Source organism: Kitasatospora sp. NPDC101801, assembly GCF_044766665.1.
Classification (GTDB): Bacteria; Actinomycetota; Actinomycetes; order Streptomycetales; family Streptomycetaceae; genus Kitasatospora.
Window position 1 is genome coordinate 151,878 of the sequence record NZ_JBIWML010000005.1, and the last position, 17,871, is coordinate 169,748.

At 73.2% G+C, this 17,871-nt stretch carries 21 protein-coding genes; 10 read left to right on the plus strand and 11 right to left on the minus strand.

Annotated features, from left to right (window positions below; all coding sequences use genetic code 11):
- Window positions 1-114 precede the first annotated feature (114 nt).
- Window positions 115-843: a tyrosine-protein phosphatase gene (locus ACIRPK_RS09920; protein WP_403035531.1), complete on the minus strand. Its 729-nt coding sequence runs from the start codon at window positions 841-843 to the stop codon at window positions 115-117.
- A gap of 171 nt (window positions 844-1,014) precedes the next feature.
- Here ACIRPK_RS09920 and ACIRPK_RS09925 point away from each other — a divergent pair, with 171 nt between their 5' ends.
- Both ACIRPK_RS09925 and ACIRPK_RS09930 read left to right on the plus strand, forming a co-directional pair.
- Window positions 1,015-1,383: a cupin domain-containing protein gene (locus ACIRPK_RS09925; RefSeq protein WP_403035534.1), complete on the plus strand. Its 369-nt coding sequence runs from the start codon at window positions 1,015-1,017 to the stop codon at window positions 1,381-1,383.
- Window positions 1,384-1,497: 114 nt separating this feature from the next.
- Window positions 1,498-1,710, plus strand: coding sequence for an EF-hand domain-containing protein (locus ACIRPK_RS09930; RefSeq protein ID WP_403035537.1), 213 nt, complete (start codon window positions 1,498-1,500; stop codon window positions 1,708-1,710).
- A 7-nt stretch (window positions 1,711-1,717) separates the two neighbouring features.
- Here the strand turns inward: ACIRPK_RS09930 and ACIRPK_RS09935 are convergent, their stop codons facing one another.
- From ACIRPK_RS09935 to ACIRPK_RS09960, 6 genes are all read right to left on the minus strand, one after another.
- Complete coding sequence (locus ACIRPK_RS09935) at window positions 1,718-3,379, minus strand: condensation domain-containing protein (protein WP_403035540.1); 1,662 nt, start codon at window positions 3,377-3,379, stop codon at window positions 1,718-1,720.
- Window positions 3,376-4,257, minus strand: a complete 882-nt coding sequence (locus tag ACIRPK_RS09940) for a hypothetical protein (protein WP_403035542.1) — start codon at window positions 4,255-4,257, stop codon at window positions 3,376-3,378. Before ACIRPK_RS09940 ends, ACIRPK_RS09935 begins: the two co-directional genes overlap by 4 nt.
- The gene (locus ACIRPK_RS09945) at window positions 4,250-5,008 is read right to left on the minus strand and encodes a 4'-phosphopantetheinyl transferase family protein (RefSeq protein WP_403035545.1); all 759 of its coding nucleotides are present in this window, start codon (window positions 5,006-5,008) and stop codon (window positions 4,250-4,252) included. Before ACIRPK_RS09945 ends, ACIRPK_RS09940 begins: the two co-directional genes overlap by 8 nt.
- The gene (locus ACIRPK_RS09950) at window positions 5,005-5,724 is read right to left on the minus strand and encodes a hypothetical protein (RefSeq protein WP_403035548.1); all 720 of its coding nucleotides are present in this window, start codon (window positions 5,722-5,724) and stop codon (window positions 5,005-5,007) included. Before ACIRPK_RS09950 ends, ACIRPK_RS09945 begins: the two co-directional genes overlap by 4 nt.
- Window positions 5,725-5,729: 5 nt before the next feature.
- Window positions 5,730-6,017 (minus strand): phosphopantetheine-binding protein, encoded by a 288-nt coding sequence (locus ACIRPK_RS09955; RefSeq protein ID WP_403035551.1) that lies wholly within the window; start codon window positions 6,015-6,017, stop codon window positions 5,730-5,732.
- 83 nt (window positions 6,018-6,100) lie between these two features.
- A complete protein-coding gene (locus tag ACIRPK_RS09960; RefSeq protein ID WP_403035554.1) occupies window positions 6,101-7,033 on the minus strand; it encodes a 3-oxoacyl-[acyl-carrier-protein] synthase III C-terminal domain-containing protein in 933 nt (310 codons plus the stop codon).
- Between the two features lie 226 nt (window positions 7,034-7,259).
- Here ACIRPK_RS09960 and ACIRPK_RS09965 point away from each other — a divergent pair, with 226 nt between their 5' ends.
- The 3 genes from ACIRPK_RS09965 to ACIRPK_RS09975 all read left to right on the plus strand — a co-directional run bounded on the left by ACIRPK_RS09965 (window position 7,260) and on the right by ACIRPK_RS09975 (window position 10,229).
- Window positions 7,260-8,348 (plus strand): glycosyltransferase, encoded by a 1,089-nt coding sequence (locus ACIRPK_RS09965; protein WP_403035557.1) that lies wholly within the window; start codon window positions 7,260-7,262, stop codon window positions 8,346-8,348.
- 111 nt (window positions 8,349-8,459) lie between these two features.
- A complete protein-coding gene (locus ACIRPK_RS09970; RefSeq protein ID WP_403035559.1) occupies window positions 8,460-9,416 on the plus strand; it encodes an ATP-binding cassette domain-containing protein in 957 nt (318 codons plus the stop codon).
- Window positions 9,417-9,473: 57 nt separating this feature from the next.
- Window positions 9,474-10,229 (plus strand): ABC transporter permease, encoded by a 756-nt coding sequence (locus tag ACIRPK_RS09975; RefSeq protein WP_403035561.1) that lies wholly within the window; start codon window positions 9,474-9,476, stop codon window positions 10,227-10,229.
- Window positions 10,230-10,285: 56 nt separating this feature from the next.
- On the opposite strand, the gene ACIRPK_RS09980 is transcribed toward ACIRPK_RS09975, so the two are convergent.
- The 4 genes from ACIRPK_RS09980 to ACIRPK_RS09995 all read right to left on the minus strand — a co-directional run bounded on the left by ACIRPK_RS09980 (window position 10,286) and on the right by ACIRPK_RS09995 (window position 13,885).
- Window positions 10,286-11,566 (minus strand): PLP-dependent aminotransferase family protein, encoded by a 1,281-nt coding sequence (locus ACIRPK_RS09980; protein ID WP_403035563.1) that lies wholly within the window; start codon window positions 11,564-11,566, stop codon window positions 10,286-10,288.
- Window positions 11,563-12,510, minus strand: a complete 948-nt coding sequence (locus ACIRPK_RS09985) for an alpha/beta hydrolase (RefSeq protein WP_403035566.1) — start codon at window positions 12,508-12,510, stop codon at window positions 11,563-11,565. Before ACIRPK_RS09985 ends, ACIRPK_RS09980 begins: the two co-directional genes overlap by 4 nt.
- Before the next feature lie 59 nt (window positions 12,511-12,569).
- Window positions 12,570-13,340, minus strand: coding sequence for a methyltransferase domain-containing protein (locus tag ACIRPK_RS09990; RefSeq protein WP_403035569.1), 771 nt, complete (start codon window positions 13,338-13,340; stop codon window positions 12,570-12,572).
- An 80-nt stretch (window positions 13,341-13,420) separates the two neighbouring features.
- A complete protein-coding gene (locus ACIRPK_RS09995; protein WP_403035571.1) occupies window positions 13,421-13,885 on the minus strand; it encodes an alpha-hydroxy-acid oxidizing protein in 465 nt (154 codons plus the stop codon).
- Window positions 13,886-14,187: 302 nt separating this feature from the next.
- On the opposite strand from ACIRPK_RS09995, the gene ACIRPK_RS10000 reads away from it, so the two are divergent.
- The 5 genes from ACIRPK_RS10000 (at window position 14,188) to ACIRPK_RS10020 (ending at window position 17,826) form a co-directional block, all read left to right on the plus strand.
- Entirely contained in the window at window positions 14,188-15,489 is a 1,302-nt protein-coding gene (locus tag ACIRPK_RS10000; protein WP_403035574.1) for a class I adenylate-forming enzyme family protein, read from the plus strand.
- Between the two features lie 147 nt (window positions 15,490-15,636).
- A complete protein-coding gene (locus tag ACIRPK_RS10005) occupies window positions 15,637-15,900 on the plus strand; it encodes a phosphopantetheine-binding protein (protein WP_403035576.1) in 264 nt (87 codons plus the stop codon).
- The gene (locus tag ACIRPK_RS10010) at window positions 15,897-16,145 is read left to right on the plus strand and encodes an acyl carrier protein (RefSeq protein ID WP_403035579.1); all 249 of its coding nucleotides are present in this window, start codon (window positions 15,897-15,899) and stop codon (window positions 16,143-16,145) included. Before ACIRPK_RS10005 ends, ACIRPK_RS10010 begins: the two co-directional genes overlap by 4 nt.
- On the plus strand, window positions 16,142-17,203 hold the full coding sequence (locus tag ACIRPK_RS10015; RefSeq protein WP_403035582.1) for a beta-ketoacyl-[acyl-carrier-protein] synthase family protein: 1,062 nt from the start codon (window positions 16,142-16,144) through the stop codon (window positions 17,201-17,203). Before ACIRPK_RS10010 ends, ACIRPK_RS10015 begins: the two co-directional genes overlap by 4 nt.
- 104 nt (window positions 17,204-17,307) lie before the next feature.
- Window positions 17,308-17,826 (plus strand): hypothetical protein, encoded by a 519-nt coding sequence (locus ACIRPK_RS10020; RefSeq protein ID WP_403035585.1) that lies wholly within the window; start codon window positions 17,308-17,310, stop codon window positions 17,824-17,826.
- The last annotated feature ends 45 nt before the right edge of the window (window positions 17,827-17,871 follow it).

The window sequence follows — 17,871 nt, forward strand, 5'->3', positions numbered from 1 at the left end:
GGTGCGTGCTCTCGGCCTGCCGGGCGGGAGCCCTCGTACTGGCTTTCGTCCGGTGCGGCGAGTGTGCGTGCCAGGCGTCGCGGGGCAGGCGGGAGTCTGACGACAGGCCCTGGCTCAGGCGAGCAGCTTGGCGCGTAGCGCCGTGGTGAACTCCTCGCCCAGGCCCAGCTCTTCGGTGAGGTAGCCGTCGACCGAGCCGTACCGCTCCGCCAGGTCGGCCAGGAACCGGTGCATCAGCTCGGCCGGGGCCCGGCCGTAGCCGGGCCACCGCATCACCAGGTCGGGGTAGGAGGCGTGCCACTCGGCGACCAGCCGCTCGGTGGCCAGCCCGGTGAGCGCGAAGTCCTCCACCACCGTCTGCTCCGGGACGCCGAGCCGGGTGAGCACCAGGGCGGCGACGATGCCGGTGCGGTCCTTGCCCGAGGCGCAGTGGAAGGCCACCGTCCCGCTCGCCGGGTCGGCGATCACCTCCAGCGCGGCCCGGATCTCGGCCGTCCCGTCCGAGGCCACCTCGGCGAACCGCTCGGCCAGGTACACCGCCGGGTCCACCTCGGGGCCCAACGCGGCCTGGTCGTACGGGCGGTGCTCGATGCTGAGGTTGTGGTAGCCGAGCCCGGGCAGCTCCGGGACCCGGCCCTTGCGCTCGATCTCCCAGGAGTAGCGCAGGTCGATCACCGTCCGCACGCCCAGCTTCTCGAACCGTGCCAGGTCCTCCCCCGCCAGCTTGCCCAGCGAGTCGGAGCGGTAGAGCACCCCGGGCCGGGTCTCCCGGCCGTCCGAGGTCCGGTATCCCCCTAGGTCGCGGAAGTTGTGCAGTCGTTCGAACTCCAGATGTCTCTGCATGGCGGCCACCCTAGCCAGCCGGTCGGCCGCCCTCGCCCGCCACCGCCCGCCACCGCCCGCCACCGGTCGGCGCCGGCGCGGAACGCGCACCGCAGGCGGCGTACCGTGGGAGGAAGGACCGTCCCTGCGACGGCAGGAGCCCGTCCGGGCGGCCGCCGAGGAGGTGGCGTGATGTCCGGCCTGCTGCGGAAGAGCCTGGAGACACCCGAGGAGGTCCGCCCCTTCGAGGCGGGCATGGGACAGCTGGCCCTGGTGGACATGGACGGAATCGCCGTCGGCCGGGCCACCTTCGAGCCCGGCTGGCGCTGGTCCGAGCACGTGAAGCCGATCGCGGGGACCGACAGCTGCCAGGCGCCGCACGCCGGGTACTGCGTCTCCGGGCGGATCACCGTCCGGATGGACGACGGTGACGAGCAGGAGTTCGGCCCCGGCGACGTGATGACCGTCGCCCCCGGGCACGACGCCTGGGTGGTCGGCGACGAGCCGTGCGTGCTGCTGGACTGGCAGGGCTACGCGGACTACGCCAAGCGGTCCGCCTGACCGCCCGGGACCGGGCTGCTGACCTGCGGGTCCCGGGCGGGGGTCCGGCGTCCGCACCTCTCCCGACGGGCCGATAAAGTACCTGCACCACGACCCATCAGGAGGGGTACCACCATGGCTGACATCGAGACCGCCAAGCAGGTCTTCGCACGCTTCGACGCCAACGGCGACGGCTTCATCACGGCCGCCGAGTACACCAAGGCGATGGCGGAGCTCGGTGACCCCTACGTCACCGAGACCGTCGCCCAGGCGATCATCAACAAGGCCGACACCAGCAAGGACGGCGTGCTGAACTTCGACGAGTTCTGGGCCGCCCAGAACAGCTGATCCCGGCTCAGCCCAACAGGGCCTGCCAGTCGGTGACCCCACCGTCCCGGCCGCTTCCCTCGGCCGGGACGGCCCCGTCGATAACGTAGTGGTGCGGGGCCATCGCGGTGTGCCGACCGGACAGCCCGGCCAGCACCGCGCGGTGCGCCTCGACCGGGGTGAGCGCGGTGGTCCCGGCGTACAGCCGGGCGGTCAGCCGCCCGTCCGCCGCCGTCACGACCGGGCGGGTCTCCGCGCCCAGGGTGGCGGTCAGCAGCTCCCGGACGGCGGCCAGGTCGATCCAGGAGCCGTCCACCGACTCCCACTCGCCGTCCCGCACCCCGGGTTCCAGACCGGTCAGGCCGGTCAGGCCGGCCAGTGCCACCGGGCCGTTCGCCGCCGCCTCGACCAGGGTCAGCAGACCCCGCGCCAGCCGCTCGCTGTCCGCCCGGTCGAACACCTGCGGGCAGGTGTGCAGCGAGAGTTCGACGCAGTCCCGGACCCGCCAGATGTTCAGCATCACCCGGACCGGCACCTCCTCCTCCGGGTACCAGCCGAGTTCCGGATCGGTGGCCGGCATCGGGCGCGCCTGGGCGGCGGCGTCCGGGATGGTCATGCTGAGGTCGTTCACCACCACCTGGCGGGCCCAGCGCGAGCCGCGCAGATGGGCGACGTCCTCGATCAGCTCCCAGATCCGGGTGGCGTCGAAGGTGCTGTGCCAGTAGCCCGCCAGTGCGGCCGCCTTGGTCCGGCCGATCACCTCGTCCAGGTCCTCGGCCGCCGTGTCCACGGCGAGCAGCGCGTCCTGGGCCAGCGTGCCCACGTAGCCGGCCAGCTGCGAGCGGTGCCGGTTCGCAGACAGCGCGGCGATCACCAGCTTGGGCTGGGCCGCCCGGTGTGAGACCAGGGCGGCGAAGATGCCGAGCAGCACGCTGGACGGGCTGGCACCGGTCCGCTGTGCGGCGGCCTCCAGTGCGGCGGCGGCCGAGGGCGACCGGATGGCCAGGGTGGCCAGCCTGCCGGGCGGCCCGGTGATGCCGGAGTCGGCGAACACCGCCTGCGGGCTGGTGCGCAGGATCCGCTCCCAGTGCCGCAGTGAGGCGGTGGCCCGGCGACGGCCCAGCGGGGTGCGCTCGGACTGGGCCACCTCCAGCGGGGTGGGCGCGCTGAGCGCCGCCAGTTCGCCGCCGTTCAGCAGCGTGTACCACTCCTCGAACAGCCGGGAGGTGGCGGCGCCGTCCGCCCCGGAGTGGCAGACCACCACGGCCAGCCGGACCGGTCGGCCGTCCCGGGTCAGCAGGGTGTACCGGATCGGGAAGTCGGCCGCCAGGTCGAAGCCGACGGGCCGGTCCTTCCGGGCCAACTCATCGGCCAGCAGGTCGAGTTCGCTGTCCGGACCGGCCTCCACCAGGGTCACCCGGAACGAGCCGGCGGCATGCACCTCCTGCCGGGGGCCGTCGGGGCCGTCGGACGGGAACCGGGTACGCAGCGACTCGTGCCGCTCGGCCAGCTGCCGCAGCACGGCCAGCACCTCGGGCAGCTCGGTGCCCGGCGGCACCGGCCAGACCGCGTGCTTGTTGATCTGGTCGGGGTCGTCCCGGCGGATGCACAGGATCATGTTGTCCTGACCGAAGGTCAGCGGCCCCGAGCCGGAGCTGCCACCGTCGTACTGCACCGTGATCGCGGTCATCGGACCGACCCCCCGGTCAGCGCGGCCCGGACCGGCTCCGGCCACCGCGCCGGGTACGCCCCGTGCGCGTGGACCAGCGCCAGCGCGATCCGCTCCAGGCCGAACGCGGCGCAGGCGGTGTGCCCGGGCTCACCCTCGGCGGTGAAGCCGAAGATGGTGCCGAAGGTGTCCTTGTGGCAGTTGGCCGAGGCGATCGCCTGGACCAGCCCGTCGGCCAGCTCGACCCGCAGTTCGTACTTCAACTCCTGGGCTCGCTGGGCGGCTTGGAAGACCTTCCGGGCCCGGCCGAAGAACGGGTCGTCGGCCACCTCGACGGCCGCCTTGAGGTCCATCGCGCCCAGCCAGTCGGCCACCCGGTCCAGCCAGCGGGTCCGCCAGTCCTCGCAGTGCTGCTGGGTCCCGGCGGTGACGTACTCGGCCATCCGGAAGCTGCGCAGCCGGCCCGTCTCGTTGCTGCCCTCCTGCCGGAAGCAGTGTGCGGAGGTGGCGAACCTGGCGGGCCTGGTCAGCTCCTGCCCCTCCAGCGTGGCGTAGAGCGGGTAGCAGGCGGCGGGCAGCAGGACCAGGTCGCCGATCTGCTGGGTGGCGTGCCAGTCCGGCCGGCCGGAGAGCTCGCCCCACTCGGCGGCGGTGCCGGTGAAGCTGTGCACGGTGCCGAGCAGGTGCGGGAACGCCTTGACGTACCCGGCCCGTTCGACCAGCGCGCGGGAGATCACCGGCGGGACGGCGATCCGCTCGAAGGGTTCGTCGGCGCCGAGCGCCTCGATGCCCAGCCGCAGGTCGGCGATCAGCGCCTCGAAGGCACCGGAGTAGAGGACCACCCCGGGCACGTCGGTGGGCAGCAGGGTGGCCGCTCCCGACAGGTGAAGATCAGTCATCGGCTGCTCCTGGTTCGAGTGGTGCTTCAAGTGGTCCCTCAGGTGGTGCGAGGTCGGCCGGAAGGTACGGGGTCCAGGTCCGGCGGCGGACCAGGAAGGGGGCCGGGCCGTCCAGCGCGACGGCGGCCCGGAACGGCCCCGGCACCCGGATGTCCCGGATCCAGCAGGGGCCCGGCGAAAGAGCTTTGAACGCCTCCGAGCGGAGCGGGCTGCGCCCGGCCAGCCGGAGCGGCAGGCTCTGGGCGAGCCGTCCGCCGTAGACCTTGACGCCCGCCTCCCGGCGGCACCAGAGCTGGGCGAACCGGGCCGAGCGGTGCCGGGCGGACCACCCGTCGGCGACGTACCGGGCCTCCTCGGGCGGGAAGTACCGCTCGGCCACCCGAACCGCGGCCCGCTCGGCGGGCAGCTCCTCGACGTCCGCGCCGACCCGACGGCCGTGCGCCACCGCGAGGACCGCGAGCGACCCGGAGCCCGACCAACTGAACTGCGCGCCGGTCGGATTGTGCACCGGTTCGGGTTTGCCGTGCGGGCCCCGGCGCCAGCTCAGCCCGGTCGGCGCCAGGCCGAGCGGACGGGCGGCCAGCAGCCGGACCGCGCCCCGGCCGACCACGAACCTGGCCCGGCGGGCCGGATCGGGCATGGCCCGGGCCCGGGCCCGTTCGCCCTGGTCGAGCAGTCGGTGCAGGCGGTCCACCACCGGCGCGGGCTGGTCGGTCGGGATCACCCAGAGCGCTACCGTGTCGGTGTTCACCGGACGGCCGGCTGGTCCAGGGCCGACCAGCGGCCGAACTGCTCGTCCTGGTCGGTGACCCGCAGCGCTCCGCCGTCCGCCGCGAGGTCCGCCCAGCACCCGGTCAGCGGCTGGTCCGGCCGGCCGGTCGGTGCCTCTCCGGCGGGCGATCCTTCGAGCTGACGGATCGTCATCTCCTGTCCTTCCCGCGCCGGTTCGAGCATCAGCAGCACGCCCTGGTGCCGCTTCGGCAGCGTCACCGGGCCGGCCGGCAGGTAGTGCAGGGTGGTCTGCTCCAGCACCAGCACCAGCGCGCGCCGGCAGGCCCCGGTCCGCGCGTACCGGTCGGCGATCCGCAGCGCGGTGAACGGTGCGGCCGAGCCCTGGTCGCCGATCGCGAAGGCGAGCGGCCGCCCGGGGCAGCGGCGGGCCAGGTGCAGGGTGACCGCCCGGCCGGGCTGGACGTCCGGCACCGCGAAGGCGAGGATCAGCAGGTCGACCGGCTGGTCCTCGGCGAGCGCGAGCCGGTCGATCAGCACCTCGCCCATCTCGCCGTAGGCGTGTCCGACGCCCTCGGCGAGCAGGTCCTCGCGCAGCGCCAGCCCGTACGGCCGGGCCAGGTCACCCGCGAAGACCCGTAGATCCGGGTCGAGCGAGGTCTCCGAGCGTCCGTCGAACTCCTGGGCCAGCACCCGGCTGATCCGCAGTCCGCCGGGCCCGGCCGGGTGCGGGTCCATTCCGGTCAGTCCTCGGTGATGGTGTGTCCGGCGACGAAGTCGGCCAGGCTGGCGACCGAGCGCAGGTCGTCCTCACCGATCTGCTCGACGTCGACCTGGATGTCCAGTGCCTCCTCCAGCTCCAGGATCAGCTCCAGCGTGCCGGCCGAGGTGAGCCCGAGGTCGTCGAACAGGCAGGCGTTCTCCGGGACTTCGGTGAGCTCCTTCTTCAGCACCCGGGGCAGCAGGGTGCCGATGCTGGTCAACACCCGGCCACGGAGGGCGGGATCGGTCTGCAGGGTGGTGTCGTCCATCGGTGGTACGTCCCATCGGGCATGGCACGGCTCGGACAGCAGAGCCGGGACCGGCGTGGAGGAGGGGGGAAGCTGACGGTCCGTCAGTGGCGGACGGCCATCGCCGAGAAGGTGGCGCCCAGTCCGGAGGCCGCGATCAGGTAGCGGTCACCCGGCCGGAGCAGCCCTCGCGCGGTGGCGGTGTGAAGATTGATGAAAGCATCTGCGGCGAAACTGTGCCCGACCGAGGCCACGTTGTCCAGCACCACCCGTTCCACCGGGTAGCCCAGGCGACGACACAGACCGCGCCAGGAAACGCTGTTGACGTTGTGCGGCAGGATCAGCGCGAGCTCGTCCAGGGCGATCCCGGCCTCGTCGACCGCCTGCCGGATCACCTCGGCCATCACCTCGGGATAGACCCGCTGGTACTCGGCCAGCAGCTCCGGGTCCTCGGCCAGCCGGCCGTCGAACTCGCCGAGCTGCCGGACGGCGTACGAGAGCACCTCGTCCCGTCCACCGCCCGCCCGGACCAGGCAGGCGGCCGCGCCCTCGGCGAAGATGGCCGTCTCCGGGACGAGTTGGGCGTCCCGGGTGAAGGTCTTCTCCCCCGTCAGCACCAGCGCCAGCGCGTCCGGGTCGGACTCGCCGGCCAGCAGCCGGCCGGCCAGGTCGATGGCCAGCAGGCCGGCCGCACAGGCGTGGTGGGTGACCGCGAAAGCGTTGGCGTGGCCGAGGCCGAAGCGGTCGAGCAGGTCGTGCAGCGGGTTGGCCGGGTAAGGCGTGGAGACCGGCATGCTGCGGGCGTGCAGCACGTACCGGACCCGGTGTTCCCGTCCCCGGAGTTCGGTCAGGGCGCCGAGGGCGCCGGTGAGCAGGTCGAGCAGCGTCCCGTCCGGGTCCAGGCGTACCTGGTCCAGGCCGTGGAAGCGGCGGAAGAGTTTGAGTTGGCGCGGGGTCAGACCGATCCGTTCCCCGACCAGCTCGATGGGCACAGCACGGTCGGGCAGATGGACGGCCACTGCCTCCAGTGCGGTCACCCGGGCTAGTATTCCCACGCCCCGCGAGCCGCACAAGATGCGTTCCCTTTCGAACGCGGGCGCCCCCGAGCAGGTGGAGACCTCCCTGATGGCTCGTCATACCCCTTTGACCAGCACGTTCATGCTCGTCGTGCCGCCACTGACCGGTCACATATTTCCCACAATTGGTCTAGGCCGCGAGCTGTTGGCCCGTGGTCATCAAGTGGTCTGGACCGGTTCCGAACCCGTGTTGCGTGCCCTGCTGGACCCGGGCAGCGAGATCGTCAGCACCGGCTCCCGGCTGTTCCGCCCGCAGGGCGGCTCCGGCCTGGCGGCGGTGCACTCGCTCTGGGACGGCTTCGTGGTGCCGTACGCGCGGTTCACCGCCAAGGCCCTGGACAGCGCCGTCCGGAACCGGCGGCCCGACGTGCTGGTGGTCGACCAGCACACCCCCGCGGGCGCCCTGACGGCGCATCGGCACGGGCTGCCCTGGGCCTCGCTGGCGCCGGGCCTGATGGAGCTCGGGCGGCCGTTCACCGAGCTCGAGCCGTGGTTCGAGGAGCGGCTGCGCGGGCTGTGGGAGCGGGCCGCCCTCCCCGCCGGGGCGTACCTGGACCCGCGCTTCTCCCCCGATCTGGTGCTGGCCCTGACCTGCGAGACGCTGGCGGGCGGCGGACACCCGGCGGAGTACGCCCTGGTCGGCCCGGTGCTGGCGGACCGCCCGGCCCAGCCGGACTTCCCCTGGGAGCGGGTCGACCCGACCCGGCGTCAGCTGCTGGTCTCGATGGGCACCCTGGCCGAGGAGCTGACGACGGACTTCCTCCGCCGGACGGCGGCCGCGCTGCACCTGCTCGGCCCCGGCGTACAGGCCGTGGTGGTGGCGCCGCGCGGGCTCTGGCCGGAGTTCCCGGCCGGGACGGTGACGGTGGAACGGGCCCCGGTGCTGGAACTGCTGGCGGGCGGCACGGTGGCGGCGGTGCTCGGCCACGGCGGCCTGAACACCACCGGCGAGGCCCTGGTGCACGGCGTGCCGCCGGTGCTGGCACCGATCCGGCACGACCAGCCGCTGGTGGCCGAGCGGGTGGCCGCCGCCGGGGCCGGGCTGCGGATCTCCTTCGAACAGGCCGGGCCGGACGCGATCGCCGAGGCGCTCCGCCGGGTGCTGGCCGAACCGGCCCTGCGCGCCGGGGCCGAGCGGCTCGGCGCGGAACTCCGGGCGAAGGGTGGCGCACGCACGGCAGTTGACCGGCTTGAGCTGCTGGCCACCGGGGCCGCCCGCCGCGCAGACCCGATGGTCCAGACCATTGTCGCGGAGCCCGCCCAGACCCTAGGGTGACCCGCAGTGCCCGATCGCGGCGCCCGGACCAGGGCTTGTCCGACAAGCCCCCAGGGCACCCCGTGCGACGGGTCATCCCCTGACAGCCCACCCCAGTACGGGAGTTCCGGCTTGATCGAGACCACGGGGCTGCGCAAGTCCTACCAGTCCGGCAAGGGCCGCCAGGCCACCACGGTCGACGCCGTCGCCGGCCTCGACCTGTCGGTGGCCGCCGGCGAGATCTACGGTTTCCTCGGCCCCAACGGCGCCGGGAAGACCACCACCCTGCGGATGCTCGCCACCCTGATCCGCCCGGACGGCGGCGAGGCCACCGTCGCCGGCGCCGACCTGCGGCGCGACCCGGCCGGCGTCCGCCGCCGGATCGGCTACGTCGCCCAGGGCGGCGGCACCACCGACATGGTGAGCGGCCGGGAGGAACTCGTCCACCAGGCCAGACTGCACGGCATCGGCAAGGCCGAGGCCGGGCAGCGCGCCGACCGGGCGATCGCCGCCTTCGAGCTCGGCGAGTTCGCCGACCGGCCGTGCCGGACCTACTCCGGCGGCCAGCGCCGCCGGGTGGACATCGCGCTCGGCGTGATCCACTCCCCCGGCGTGCTGTTCCTGGACGAGCCGACCGTCGGCCTCGACCCGGCCAGCCGGGCGCAGGTCTGGGAGGAGATCCGGCGCCTGCGCGGCGAGGGCATGACGGTCTTCGTGACCACCCACTACCTCGACGAGGCCGACGCGCTCTGCGACCGGATCGGCATCATCGACCACGGCGGCATCGTGGCCGAGGGCACCCCCGAGGCGCTCAAGCAGGAGATCTCCGGCGACGTGGTGCTGGTCGGCCTGACCGACGGCGACAGCGTGGAGAAGGCGGCCGGCGCCCTGCGCGGCGAGCCCGACCTGCACGGCCTGGAGACGCCCGAGGACGGCGGCCTGCGGCTCTACGTCCGCGACGGCGCCTCGGCCGTCCCGCAGCTGCTCCGCACCCTGGAGGGCGCGGGCGTGGTGCCCGCCACCATCCAGCTCCAGCGCCCCAGCCTGGACGACGTCTTCCTGGCCCGTACCGGCCGCTCCCTGGCCTGAGGCCACCACACAGCTCCCGTAGCTCGCCAGCTCGTCCGAAGCCGGAGAACCCGCCTCATGAAACTCGCCCGTGACACCTGGTTGGTGTTCCAGCGTCAGGTGCTGCTGATGGTCCGCACCCCGGTCTGGCTGGTGGTCGGCGTCATCCAGCCGCTGTTCTACCTGCTGCTCTTCGCCCCGCTGCTCAAGCAGGTGCTGGGCGCCGGGAGCTACCAGGAGGCGTACCGCGTCTACGTCCCCGGCCTGCTCGCCGTGCTGGTCATCTTCGGCGGCCTGTTCACCGGCTTCAGCCTGCTCGGCGAGCTGCGGGCCGGCATCATCGAACGCTCCCGGGTCACCCCGGTCAGCCGGCTGGCCCTGCTGCTCGGCCGGGCCCTGCGCGAGGTGCTGGCCCTGATGGTGCAGGCCGTCATCATCACCCTGCTGGCGCTGCCGTTCGGCCTCACCGTCGCCCCGCTCGACCTGCTGCTGGCCTACCTCCTGATGGCCCTGCTGGCGCTGATGACCTCGGCGATCTCCTACGGCATCGCCCTGCTGGTGCCCGGCGACGCCGCACTGGCCCCGGTGGTGAACACGGTGGCCCAGCCGATCGCGCTGCTCTCCGGCGTACTGCTGCCGCTCGCGCTGGCTCCGCAGTGGCTGCGGTCGATCGCCGAGTGGAACCCCTTCTACTGGGCCGTGGAGGGCATGCGGGCGCTGTTCGCGGGCCAGGTCGGGGACAGCTCGGTCTGGCAGAGCCTGCTGATCGTCTCGGTGCTCACCGTGGCGGCGGTCTGGTGGTCGGCCCGGCTGTTCGCGGAGCGGGTGCGCTGAGCACGGCAGACTGAAGCGGGGCGGGGCCGTCGGCGCCGCCCCGCTTCGGCGTGCCGCTATCCGGCCTCGGCCCGGACGAAGGCGGCCAACCGCTTCATCCCGTCGCTGATCTGACCGGTGGTCAGGCTGCTGGTGGAGAGCCGCAGGCGGTGCTCGCCGCCACCGGCCGGGTAGAAGTCGGCCATCGGCGTCCAGAGCACGCCGTACTGCTCCGCGCAGCGCCGCATCGCGGCCGCGTCGGCCCGGAACGGCACCGTGAGGACGGTGAAGTAACCGCCCTCCGGCTGGTTCCAGCCCACCCCTAGCCTCGCCCGTTCGGCGGCCGGGAAGTGCTGTTCCAACTCGGCCAGCAGCATGGTCAGTCCGGCCGCGTAGTGGGCCACCGCGGCGGCGTTGGCCGCCCGCAGCCGGAAGTCGTGCCGGATCAGCAGGCCGCCGATCACCGCCTGACTGAGCGCCGGGGTGTTCACCGTCGTCATGCTCTTCAGCTTGGCCAGCTGGTCGGCCAGCAGCGTGACGGTCCCGTCCGGCGCCACCACCTCCTGGTCGGCCAGCACGTAGCCGAGCCGGGCGCCGGGGAAGCAGGTCTTGGCGAACGAGCCCAGGTGGACCACCACCCGGTGCCGGTCCAGGGCCTTCAGGGTCGGCCGGGTGCGGCCGGTCCGGGTGAAGAAGCCGTACGGGTTGTCCTCGATCACCAGCAGGCCCTCGGCCCGGGCGGTGGCCAGCAGTTCCTTCCGCACGGCCGTCGGCAGGCTGACCCCGGACGGGTTGGCGAAGTCCGGCACCACGTACAGCGCCCTGGGGCGGCGGCCCTCGGCCACCAGCGCCCGCGCGACGGCCGCGACCGCCGCCGGGTCGCCCTCGGGGACCGGCACGGTGCTGATGTCCAGCAGCCGGGCCGCTCCGGTCACCCCGACGTAGCAGGGCGAACTGACCAGCAGGACGTCGTCCCGGTCGGCGCACAGCGCGCGCAGCACCAGCAGCATGCCCTCCTGCGCGCCGACCGTGACCACCAGCGCCGGCGGTGCCACCGTCAGCCCCTCGTCGTTGGCCAGCGTCCGGGCGATCAGCTCGGCCACGATGCCCTTGGTGGGGCCGTACTGGAACAGCGTGCTGCGGACCTGGTCCTCCGTCAGCCCCCGCTCGCGCAGGTGCTCCAGGTAGGCGTCCAGGTACTCGGCCACCCGGTCGGTCTCGAAGAAGCCCTCGTAGGGGCGCCCGGGGGCGAACGAGATCGCCTCCGGGTGACGGCCGGTGATCTCGTTCAGGAAGGTCATCGCCTCCAGCAGCGGATCGGCCAGCGAGCCGTGCAGCTGGTCCAGGTACAGGGTCATGACGACCCGTCCGTCCCGAACGCCGCCCGCAGCCGCCCGGCGGCCCACTCCTGGGCCTCCCGGCCGGCCTCCAGGGTGCCCGCCATCGCGAAGAAGCCGTGCACCATTCCGTCGTAACGCCGGGCCACGGTCGGCACCCCGGCCGCCGCCAGGGCCGCCGCGTACGCCTCGCCCTCGTCCCGGAGCGGGTCGTACTCGGCGGTGATCACGGTGGCGGGCGGCAGTGCCGACAGGTCCTCGGCCCGCAGTGGGGAGGCCAGCGGGTCCGCGCCGTCCGCCTCGGCCTTCAGGTAGTGGCCCCAGTACCAGTCCACCGAGTGCCGGTTGAACAGCAGCGGGTCCTCGCTCTCCCGGACCGAGGCGGTGTCGGCCCGGTACGCGGTGTTGGGGTAGACCAGCAGCTGGTGCCGGAGTGCGGGGCCGCCCTCACGACGGGCCAGCAGGGTGACGGCGGCGGCCAGGTTGCCGCCCGCGCTGTCCCCGCCGATCGCGATCCGGTCCGGGTCCAGGCCCAGCTCGGCCGCGTGCCCGGCCAGCCAGACCGTGCCCGCGTGGCAGTCCCGGACGGCGGCCGGGAAGGGGTGCTCGGGAGCGCGCCGGTAGCCGATCGAGACGGTGACGCAGTCGGCGGCGTTGGCCAGCCGGCGGCAGATCGCGTCGCAGGTGTCCAGCGAGCCGAGCGTCCAGCCGCCGCCGAACAGGTAGACCAGTGCCGGGAGTCGGGCACCGTCGTGCGGCCGGTGCAGCCGCACCGTGAGCGGCCCCTCGGGCCCCGGGATCTCCAGCTCGGTGACCGAGTGGACCGGCTCGGGAGCACCGCCCGCCGCCTGCACGGCGGCCAGGTCGGCGGCCCGGGCCTGGTCCAGGGTCAGGGTGTAGAGGGGGGGTGTACCGGCCTCGGCGCGCCGGGCCAGCAGCGCCAGGACTTGCGGGTCGAGCGGCATCGCCTCGCTCAACCTCCGTTCGGGGAATGGGAGCTGATGGACATCGGGATGACCATTCGTCAGGTCCGCCGGTAGGCCTCGACATAGATCGTCTCGTCACTGCGGAACGCGGTGTCGAGATCTGCGATCTCAGTGTGCAGACCTTCACGGTAGGCGCACAATTGCACCTCCTCGGGCGCGAAACCGGCCTCGCCCAGCACGTACTCCAACTCCTCCTGGTCGTAGATCCATTGGTGACCGTAGTACTGGAAGATCTGGTTGATCAGGAACGCCTTGCGCTCGGGCATCGGCGGGCCGAAGCCGAGCATGCTCAGCCGCCGCCGGTGCTTGCCCAGGAAGCCGTCGCCGTTCACGTAGCTGGTGAGGTAGCGCCGGAGGTCCGGCGTGGTGATCCGGAGCACCCCCTCGGGGCGCAGCACCCGGTGGCACTCCCGCAGCCAGCCCAGCGCCACGGGTAGCGGTACGTGCTCGATCAGATGCTCGGCGTAGACCCAGTCCACGCTGGCGTCGGCGAACGGCAGCGGCCGCGAGATGTCCAGCTGGGTGAAGCAGCGCTCGCCGTCCACCCGGTAGAGGGTGCCCGGTTCGGTGCTCGCCTCGGGACTGGTGAGTGCGGTGATGTCGGTACCGAGACCGTTCGGGTGCGCGGTCTTGAATGCCGCGAACTCGATTCCGGTCAGACCCAGGTCGAGGAAATCCTGGTGGCTGTGCGGAAGGGTTCCTGATATCGGCTCGAGTTTCTCGCAGCCCGCCACTCCGGCGCTGAATTCGTCCATCCGGACGGCCAGCGTCTCCGGATTCTCCCAGTCCCAGTCGGAAAACTTGTCCACTGCACTGCTGCCTTTCACTGGAAATACACGGAATCTGAGAACTCGTCGGGCGCCCGGGCCCGTGGGCCGAATTCCTCGGGTCAGCCGCCGAATTCGGCGAGGGCGCTGCGGTCGGGCTCGCCGGGGCGGGGGCGGCCGAGCAGCGCCGGGGTGTGTTCGGGCTCGTCCCGGAGCAGCCCGGGCACCAGGGCCCGCCGGCCGACCTGTTCGGCCCGCCTCACCAGCCCGGCGAGCGCGTCGCGTCGGCGCAGCGAGTACCGCTGGAGCCGGAGCGGCCCGGTGGCCTCGGCGGCGATCTCCTCGGAGGTCCGGCCGGAGAACATCGCGATCGGCGCGGCCAGGGTGCTGCCGAGCAGATCCACCGTCAGGTCCGGGGCCGAGACGTCCACCAGCGTCCGGGGGCGGAAGCCCCAGCGGCCGTACCGGCTCAGGTCGGCCGCCGGCGTGCGTTCCCGGTCACTGCCCCTGTCGACGGACTCCCGGACCGCGACCGGGAGTCGGCCCCGGGCGTCCTCCCCGGTCTCCCGCAGCGTCAGCGGACCCATCGGCGCCCCACCCTCCCGGGCGGCCGCAGGTGGGCCGCTCCCGGCTCGGCAGCGTAGGGGCCCGATCCCTCATTGGTATAGACCTTGACCCGATCCAATCGTCTGTGCCAGGGTCGGGGAACGCGGAATTCCAACCCGCCGAAAGTGAACCGACTGCCATCTTTGTCTCCCCCATTCGTGGAGTGGCGTTGACCGGTTTCCCCAGCTCTCCGCCCCCGCATTCCGACGCACCGGAACGCTGGGTCGAACACTTCCTATTGGCCGGTCCCGGTCAAGAAGAGTGTCTCCGGTTCGAAAAGCCGGTGACACGTGACACCCTGCGTTCCCTGGTCGCCGACCAGGTGGCGCAACTGAGCGCCGCCGGGCTCGGGCCCGGCGGTACGGTGGCCCTTCGGCTGCCGCCCTCGCTCGGCTACGTCAGCACCCTGCTCGCCGCCTGGCAGCTGGGCGGCCAGGTCTGCCTGCTGGACCACCGGCTGACGGAGCACGAGGTGGCGGCGGCGCTGGACCGGCTCTCCCCGCAGGTACTGGTCGAGGCGGACCGGCACCCGGCTTCGGGGCTGCGCGGGTTCAGCGAGATCGAACCGGTCGCCACCGCACTGCCCGACGGCCGACCGGCACGATCGCCGCATGTGCTGGTGCAGTTGAGCTCCGGCTCGACCGGACCCTCCAAGGTGATCGCCCGGACGGCCGCCGACCTGCTCCGTGAGCTCGCCTGCTACCTGGCCCTGCCCGGCTTCCCCCAGGCGGGGTCACGGACCGTACTGCTCTCCTCGGTGGTCCATGTGCTGGGCCTGGTGGGCGGGTTGCTGCACAGCCTGCACAGCGGGGTCCGGCTCACCGTGCCGGAGCGCATGACGGCGGCCGGCATCCTGGCCGCCGTCGCCGAGGACGATCTGCCGACCACCGTGATCGGTGTACCGTTCCACGCCGAACTGCTCGCCGGGATCCGTGCTCCGCGCCCGCTGCCCCAGCTCACCCGCATCATCGTCGCGGGCGAGCTGACCAGGCCGGGCGTGGCCGCGGCGATCGGCGAACGGTACGGGGTGCCGCTCGGGACCATGTACGGGATGACCGAACTCGGTGTGATCGCCACCGATCTGACGGGCACCCTGTACCCCGGCACCGACCCCGTCCCCGGGCTCGAACTGCGCACCGAGGGCGGCGAACTGCACATCCGGCGGGCCGACTCGCCGTACCTGGGGCTCACCGATCCGAGCCGCTGGTCCGACGGTTGGCTGCACACCCGCGACGCCGCCGAGCTGGACCGGGCGACCGGACTGCTCACCGTGCTCGGCCGCCGGGACTCACAGGTCTCGATCGGCGGCCTCAAGGTCGACCTGACCGAGGTCGAGCACACCCTGACCGCGCTGCCCGAAGTCCGGGAAGCGGTCGTGGTGTTCGAGGCGGGCGCGGTCACCGCCTACCTGGTCCCGGCCGACGGCGCCGGGGCCGAACAGATCCGGGCCGGGCTGGAGGTCCGCCTCGCGGGCTACAAGCGCCCGCGACGGCTCTCCCTGCTCCCGGTGCTCCCCCGGACCGCCACCGGCAAGCTGCTCCGCGACCCGGCCGGGTTGCGGGCGGCCGTGCCGGCCGAGCACTGAGCTTCCCGGCCCCGCTCTTCCTCGCTGTCTCCTGCCGTCCCTCGCTGTCCCTTGCCGTCCCTTGCTGTCTCCAGTGCTGGCCTGGGCAATTCCTGGGCAGTGCCTGGGCGTTCCACCAACCCCCCGACCCTTGAACGGAGCCCCCCGATGCAGGACGCCATTCGCGAGTTCGTGCTCGCCGCCCTGACCGAGATGAACTACGACGTCTCCGAGGTGGTCGGTGACACCGACCTCGGCCCGGCCGGTCTCGACCTGGAGTCGCTCGCGCTGGCCGACCTGGCCGTCCAGGTGGAGGAGGAGTACGGCGTGAAGTTCGACCTGGACGACATGGAGGGCACCGCGCTGATGACCCTCGACCAGTTCACCGCCGACGTGGCCAACCGGCTCGCCGCCGCCGGTACCCCGGCGTGACCGGGGCGCCGCTGCCCGACCGGGCAGAGGTGCTGACCGTGCTGGCGCAGTTCCACGACCGCTCCGTCGACTCGGTCGAGGAGGGCCTCGGCTCGCTCGAACTCACGTGGCTGATAGCCGAGTTCGAGCAGCGTTACGGCGACCTCGAGCTGCCCGACGAGGCGGTGGACGCGGTCCGTACAGTCACCGACGCGGTCGAGCTGCTGCGGAGCGCGGTCGGCCCGGCCGGACGCGGGCAGCCGTGACCGGCGTCCGGGTGGCGGTCACCGGGCTCGGGGTGCGCTCCGCGTTCGGCGCCGGTATCGGGCCGCTGCTGGCCGCCACCAGCCACGGGAAGACCGGGTTCGGCCCGGTCGACCGCTTCGACGTGACACACCGCCAGGCCCGCCGGGCCGCGTCGGCGCCGGGCTCCCCTGTCCTCGGTGCCGCGCTCTCGGCCGTCCTGACGGAGGCGACCGAGCAGGCGGGCGTGCCCGGCGGACCGCTGCTGCTGGCCCGGCACGGCGACCCGGTCACGGCCGCCGCCTGCGCGCCCGTGCACGAGCGTTGGGGCTCGGGCCGGGTCTACACCGGTGCCTGCGTGGCGGCCGGCAGCGCGGTGGCCGACGCCGCCGCACTGATCGCCGCCGGACGGCAGGACCGGGTGCTGGTCGCGGCCGGCTACCTGGTCGAACCGGACACCTTCGCGGTCTTCGACGCCGGCCGGGCCCTGGCCCGGGACGGCGAGGCCCGGCCGTTCAGCGCCGGGCGCAGCGGGCTGCTGCTCGGCGACGGCGTGGTGGCGGTGGTGCTGGAGTCCGAGGCGGTCGCGCTGCGGCGCGGCGCCGAAGTGCTGGCCGTACTGGCCGGCTGGGGGCGGGCGGGCGACGGATACCACGTCTGCCGTCCGGCACCGGACGGCTCCGGGCTGGCCCGGGCGATCCGGGCGGCCCTCGGGCGGGCCGGCCTGACACCCGATCAGATCGGCTACGTGAACGCCAACGCCACCGGCTCGCCGCTGGCGGACCAGGCCGAGGTGCGGGCGCTGCACGCGGTCTTCGGGGCCGACCCGCCGCCGGTCAGCTCCAGCAAGTCCGTGCACGGGCACGCCCTGGAGGCATCCGCCCTGCTCGAGCTGGCGGTCACCGTCGAGTCGCTGCGCACCGGCCTGCTGCCGGTCAACGCGGGCTGGCTCGGCCCGGATCCGGACTGCGCGCTGGACCTGGTGCTGTCCGGGCAGCACCGGGCCGATCCCCGGTACGCGCTGAGCCTCAACTCGGCGTTCGGTGGGGCCAACACCGCGCTGCTGGTGGCTGCCGCGTGAACGCTACCGATCACGTGAACGCTACCGATGACGTGAACGGTGCTGGGCACGCAAACGGTGCGGAACCCGCGAATGGTCGCGGCCAGGTGAACGCTCACGCTGACGTGAATGCTCTCCTCGCGGCGAACGGCCTCCGCCTGCTCGCCCACGGCCGCTGGCCGGAGCACGGCGACACCGAGCTCCCCCGGCTGCCCGGCTTCACCGACTCCCCGTTCAACCCGCTGGTGGTGGCCGCCGCCGACCGCTGCCTGCACGCCTGGGGCGGCGAACTACCGGGCCGGACGGGGCTGTTGCTGGCGAGCCTCAGCGGTGACCTCGGCACCGCCCGAGCCATCAACGAGGCGGCCGGCAGCGGTCGCCGGGTGCCGCCGCTGCTGTTCTTCCAGTCCAACCCCAACGCCGTACTCGGCCACCTGGCCGCCCGCTGGCACCTGACCGGACCGGTGGTGGCCACCAGCCCGCCGACTGCCGTACCGGGTGAAGTACCGCCCGATGCCTTCGAGTTGGCGTCCCTGCTGCTGGCCGACGACGACGCCGACCAGCTCCTGGTGATCGCCGCCGAACAGGCCGGCCCCGCCGACCCCGGCCGAGCAGTCGCCGTCCTGGTCACCACCGCCACCTGACCCTCCGTCGCACGTCCCGGCACCTCCGGCGCTCTCCGGCGTTTT

What these genes read in the sequence shown, in the direction of transcription:
- ACIRPK_RS09940 (WP_403035542.1), bottom strand. Translation starts at nt 4,257, where the DNA reads ATGACTGATCTTCACCTGTCGGGAGCGGCCACCCTGCTGCCCACCGAC.
- ACIRPK_RS09985 (WP_403035566.1), bottom strand. Translation starts at nt 12,510, where the DNA reads ATGCCGCTCGACCCGCAAGTCCTGGCGCTGCTGGCCCGGCGCGCCGAG.
- ACIRPK_RS10005 (WP_403035576.1), top strand. Translation starts at nt 15,637, where the DNA reads ATGCAGGACGCCATTCGCGAGTTCGTGCTCGCCGCCCTGACCGAGATG.
- ACIRPK_RS09955 (WP_403035551.1), bottom strand. Translation starts at nt 6,017, where the DNA reads ATGGACGACACCACCCTGCAGACCGATCCCGCCCTCCGTGGCCGGGTG.
- ACIRPK_RS09930 (WP_403035537.1), top strand. Translation starts at nt 1,498, where the DNA reads ATGGCTGACATCGAGACCGCCAAGCAGGTCTTCGCACGCTTCGACGCC.
- ACIRPK_RS09935 (WP_403035540.1), bottom strand. Translation starts at nt 3,379, where the DNA reads ATGACCGCGATCACGGTGCAGTACGACGGTGGCAGCTCCGGCTCGGGG.
- ACIRPK_RS09995 (WP_403035571.1), bottom strand. Translation starts at nt 13,885, where the DNA reads ATGGGTCCGCTGACGCTGCGGGAGACCGGGGAGGACGCCCGGGGCCGA.
- ACIRPK_RS09980 (WP_403035563.1), bottom strand. Translation starts at nt 11,566, where the DNA reads ATGACCCTGTACCTGGACCAGCTGCACGGCTCGCTGGCCGATCCGCTG.
- ACIRPK_RS09925 (WP_403035534.1), top strand. Translation starts at nt 1,015, where the DNA reads ATGTCCGGCCTGCTGCGGAAGAGCCTGGAGACACCCGAGGAGGTCCGC.
- ACIRPK_RS09920 (WP_403035531.1), bottom strand. Translation starts at nt 843, where the DNA reads ATGCAGAGACATCTGGAGTTCGAACGACTGCACAACTTCCGCGACCTA.
- ACIRPK_RS09950 (WP_403035548.1), bottom strand. Translation starts at nt 5,724, where the DNA reads ATGGACCCGCACCCGGCCGGGCCCGGCGGACTGCGGATCAGCCGGGTG.
- ACIRPK_RS09975 (WP_403035561.1), top strand. Translation starts at nt 9,474, where the DNA reads ATGAAACTCGCCCGTGACACCTGGTTGGTGTTCCAGCGTCAGGTGCTG.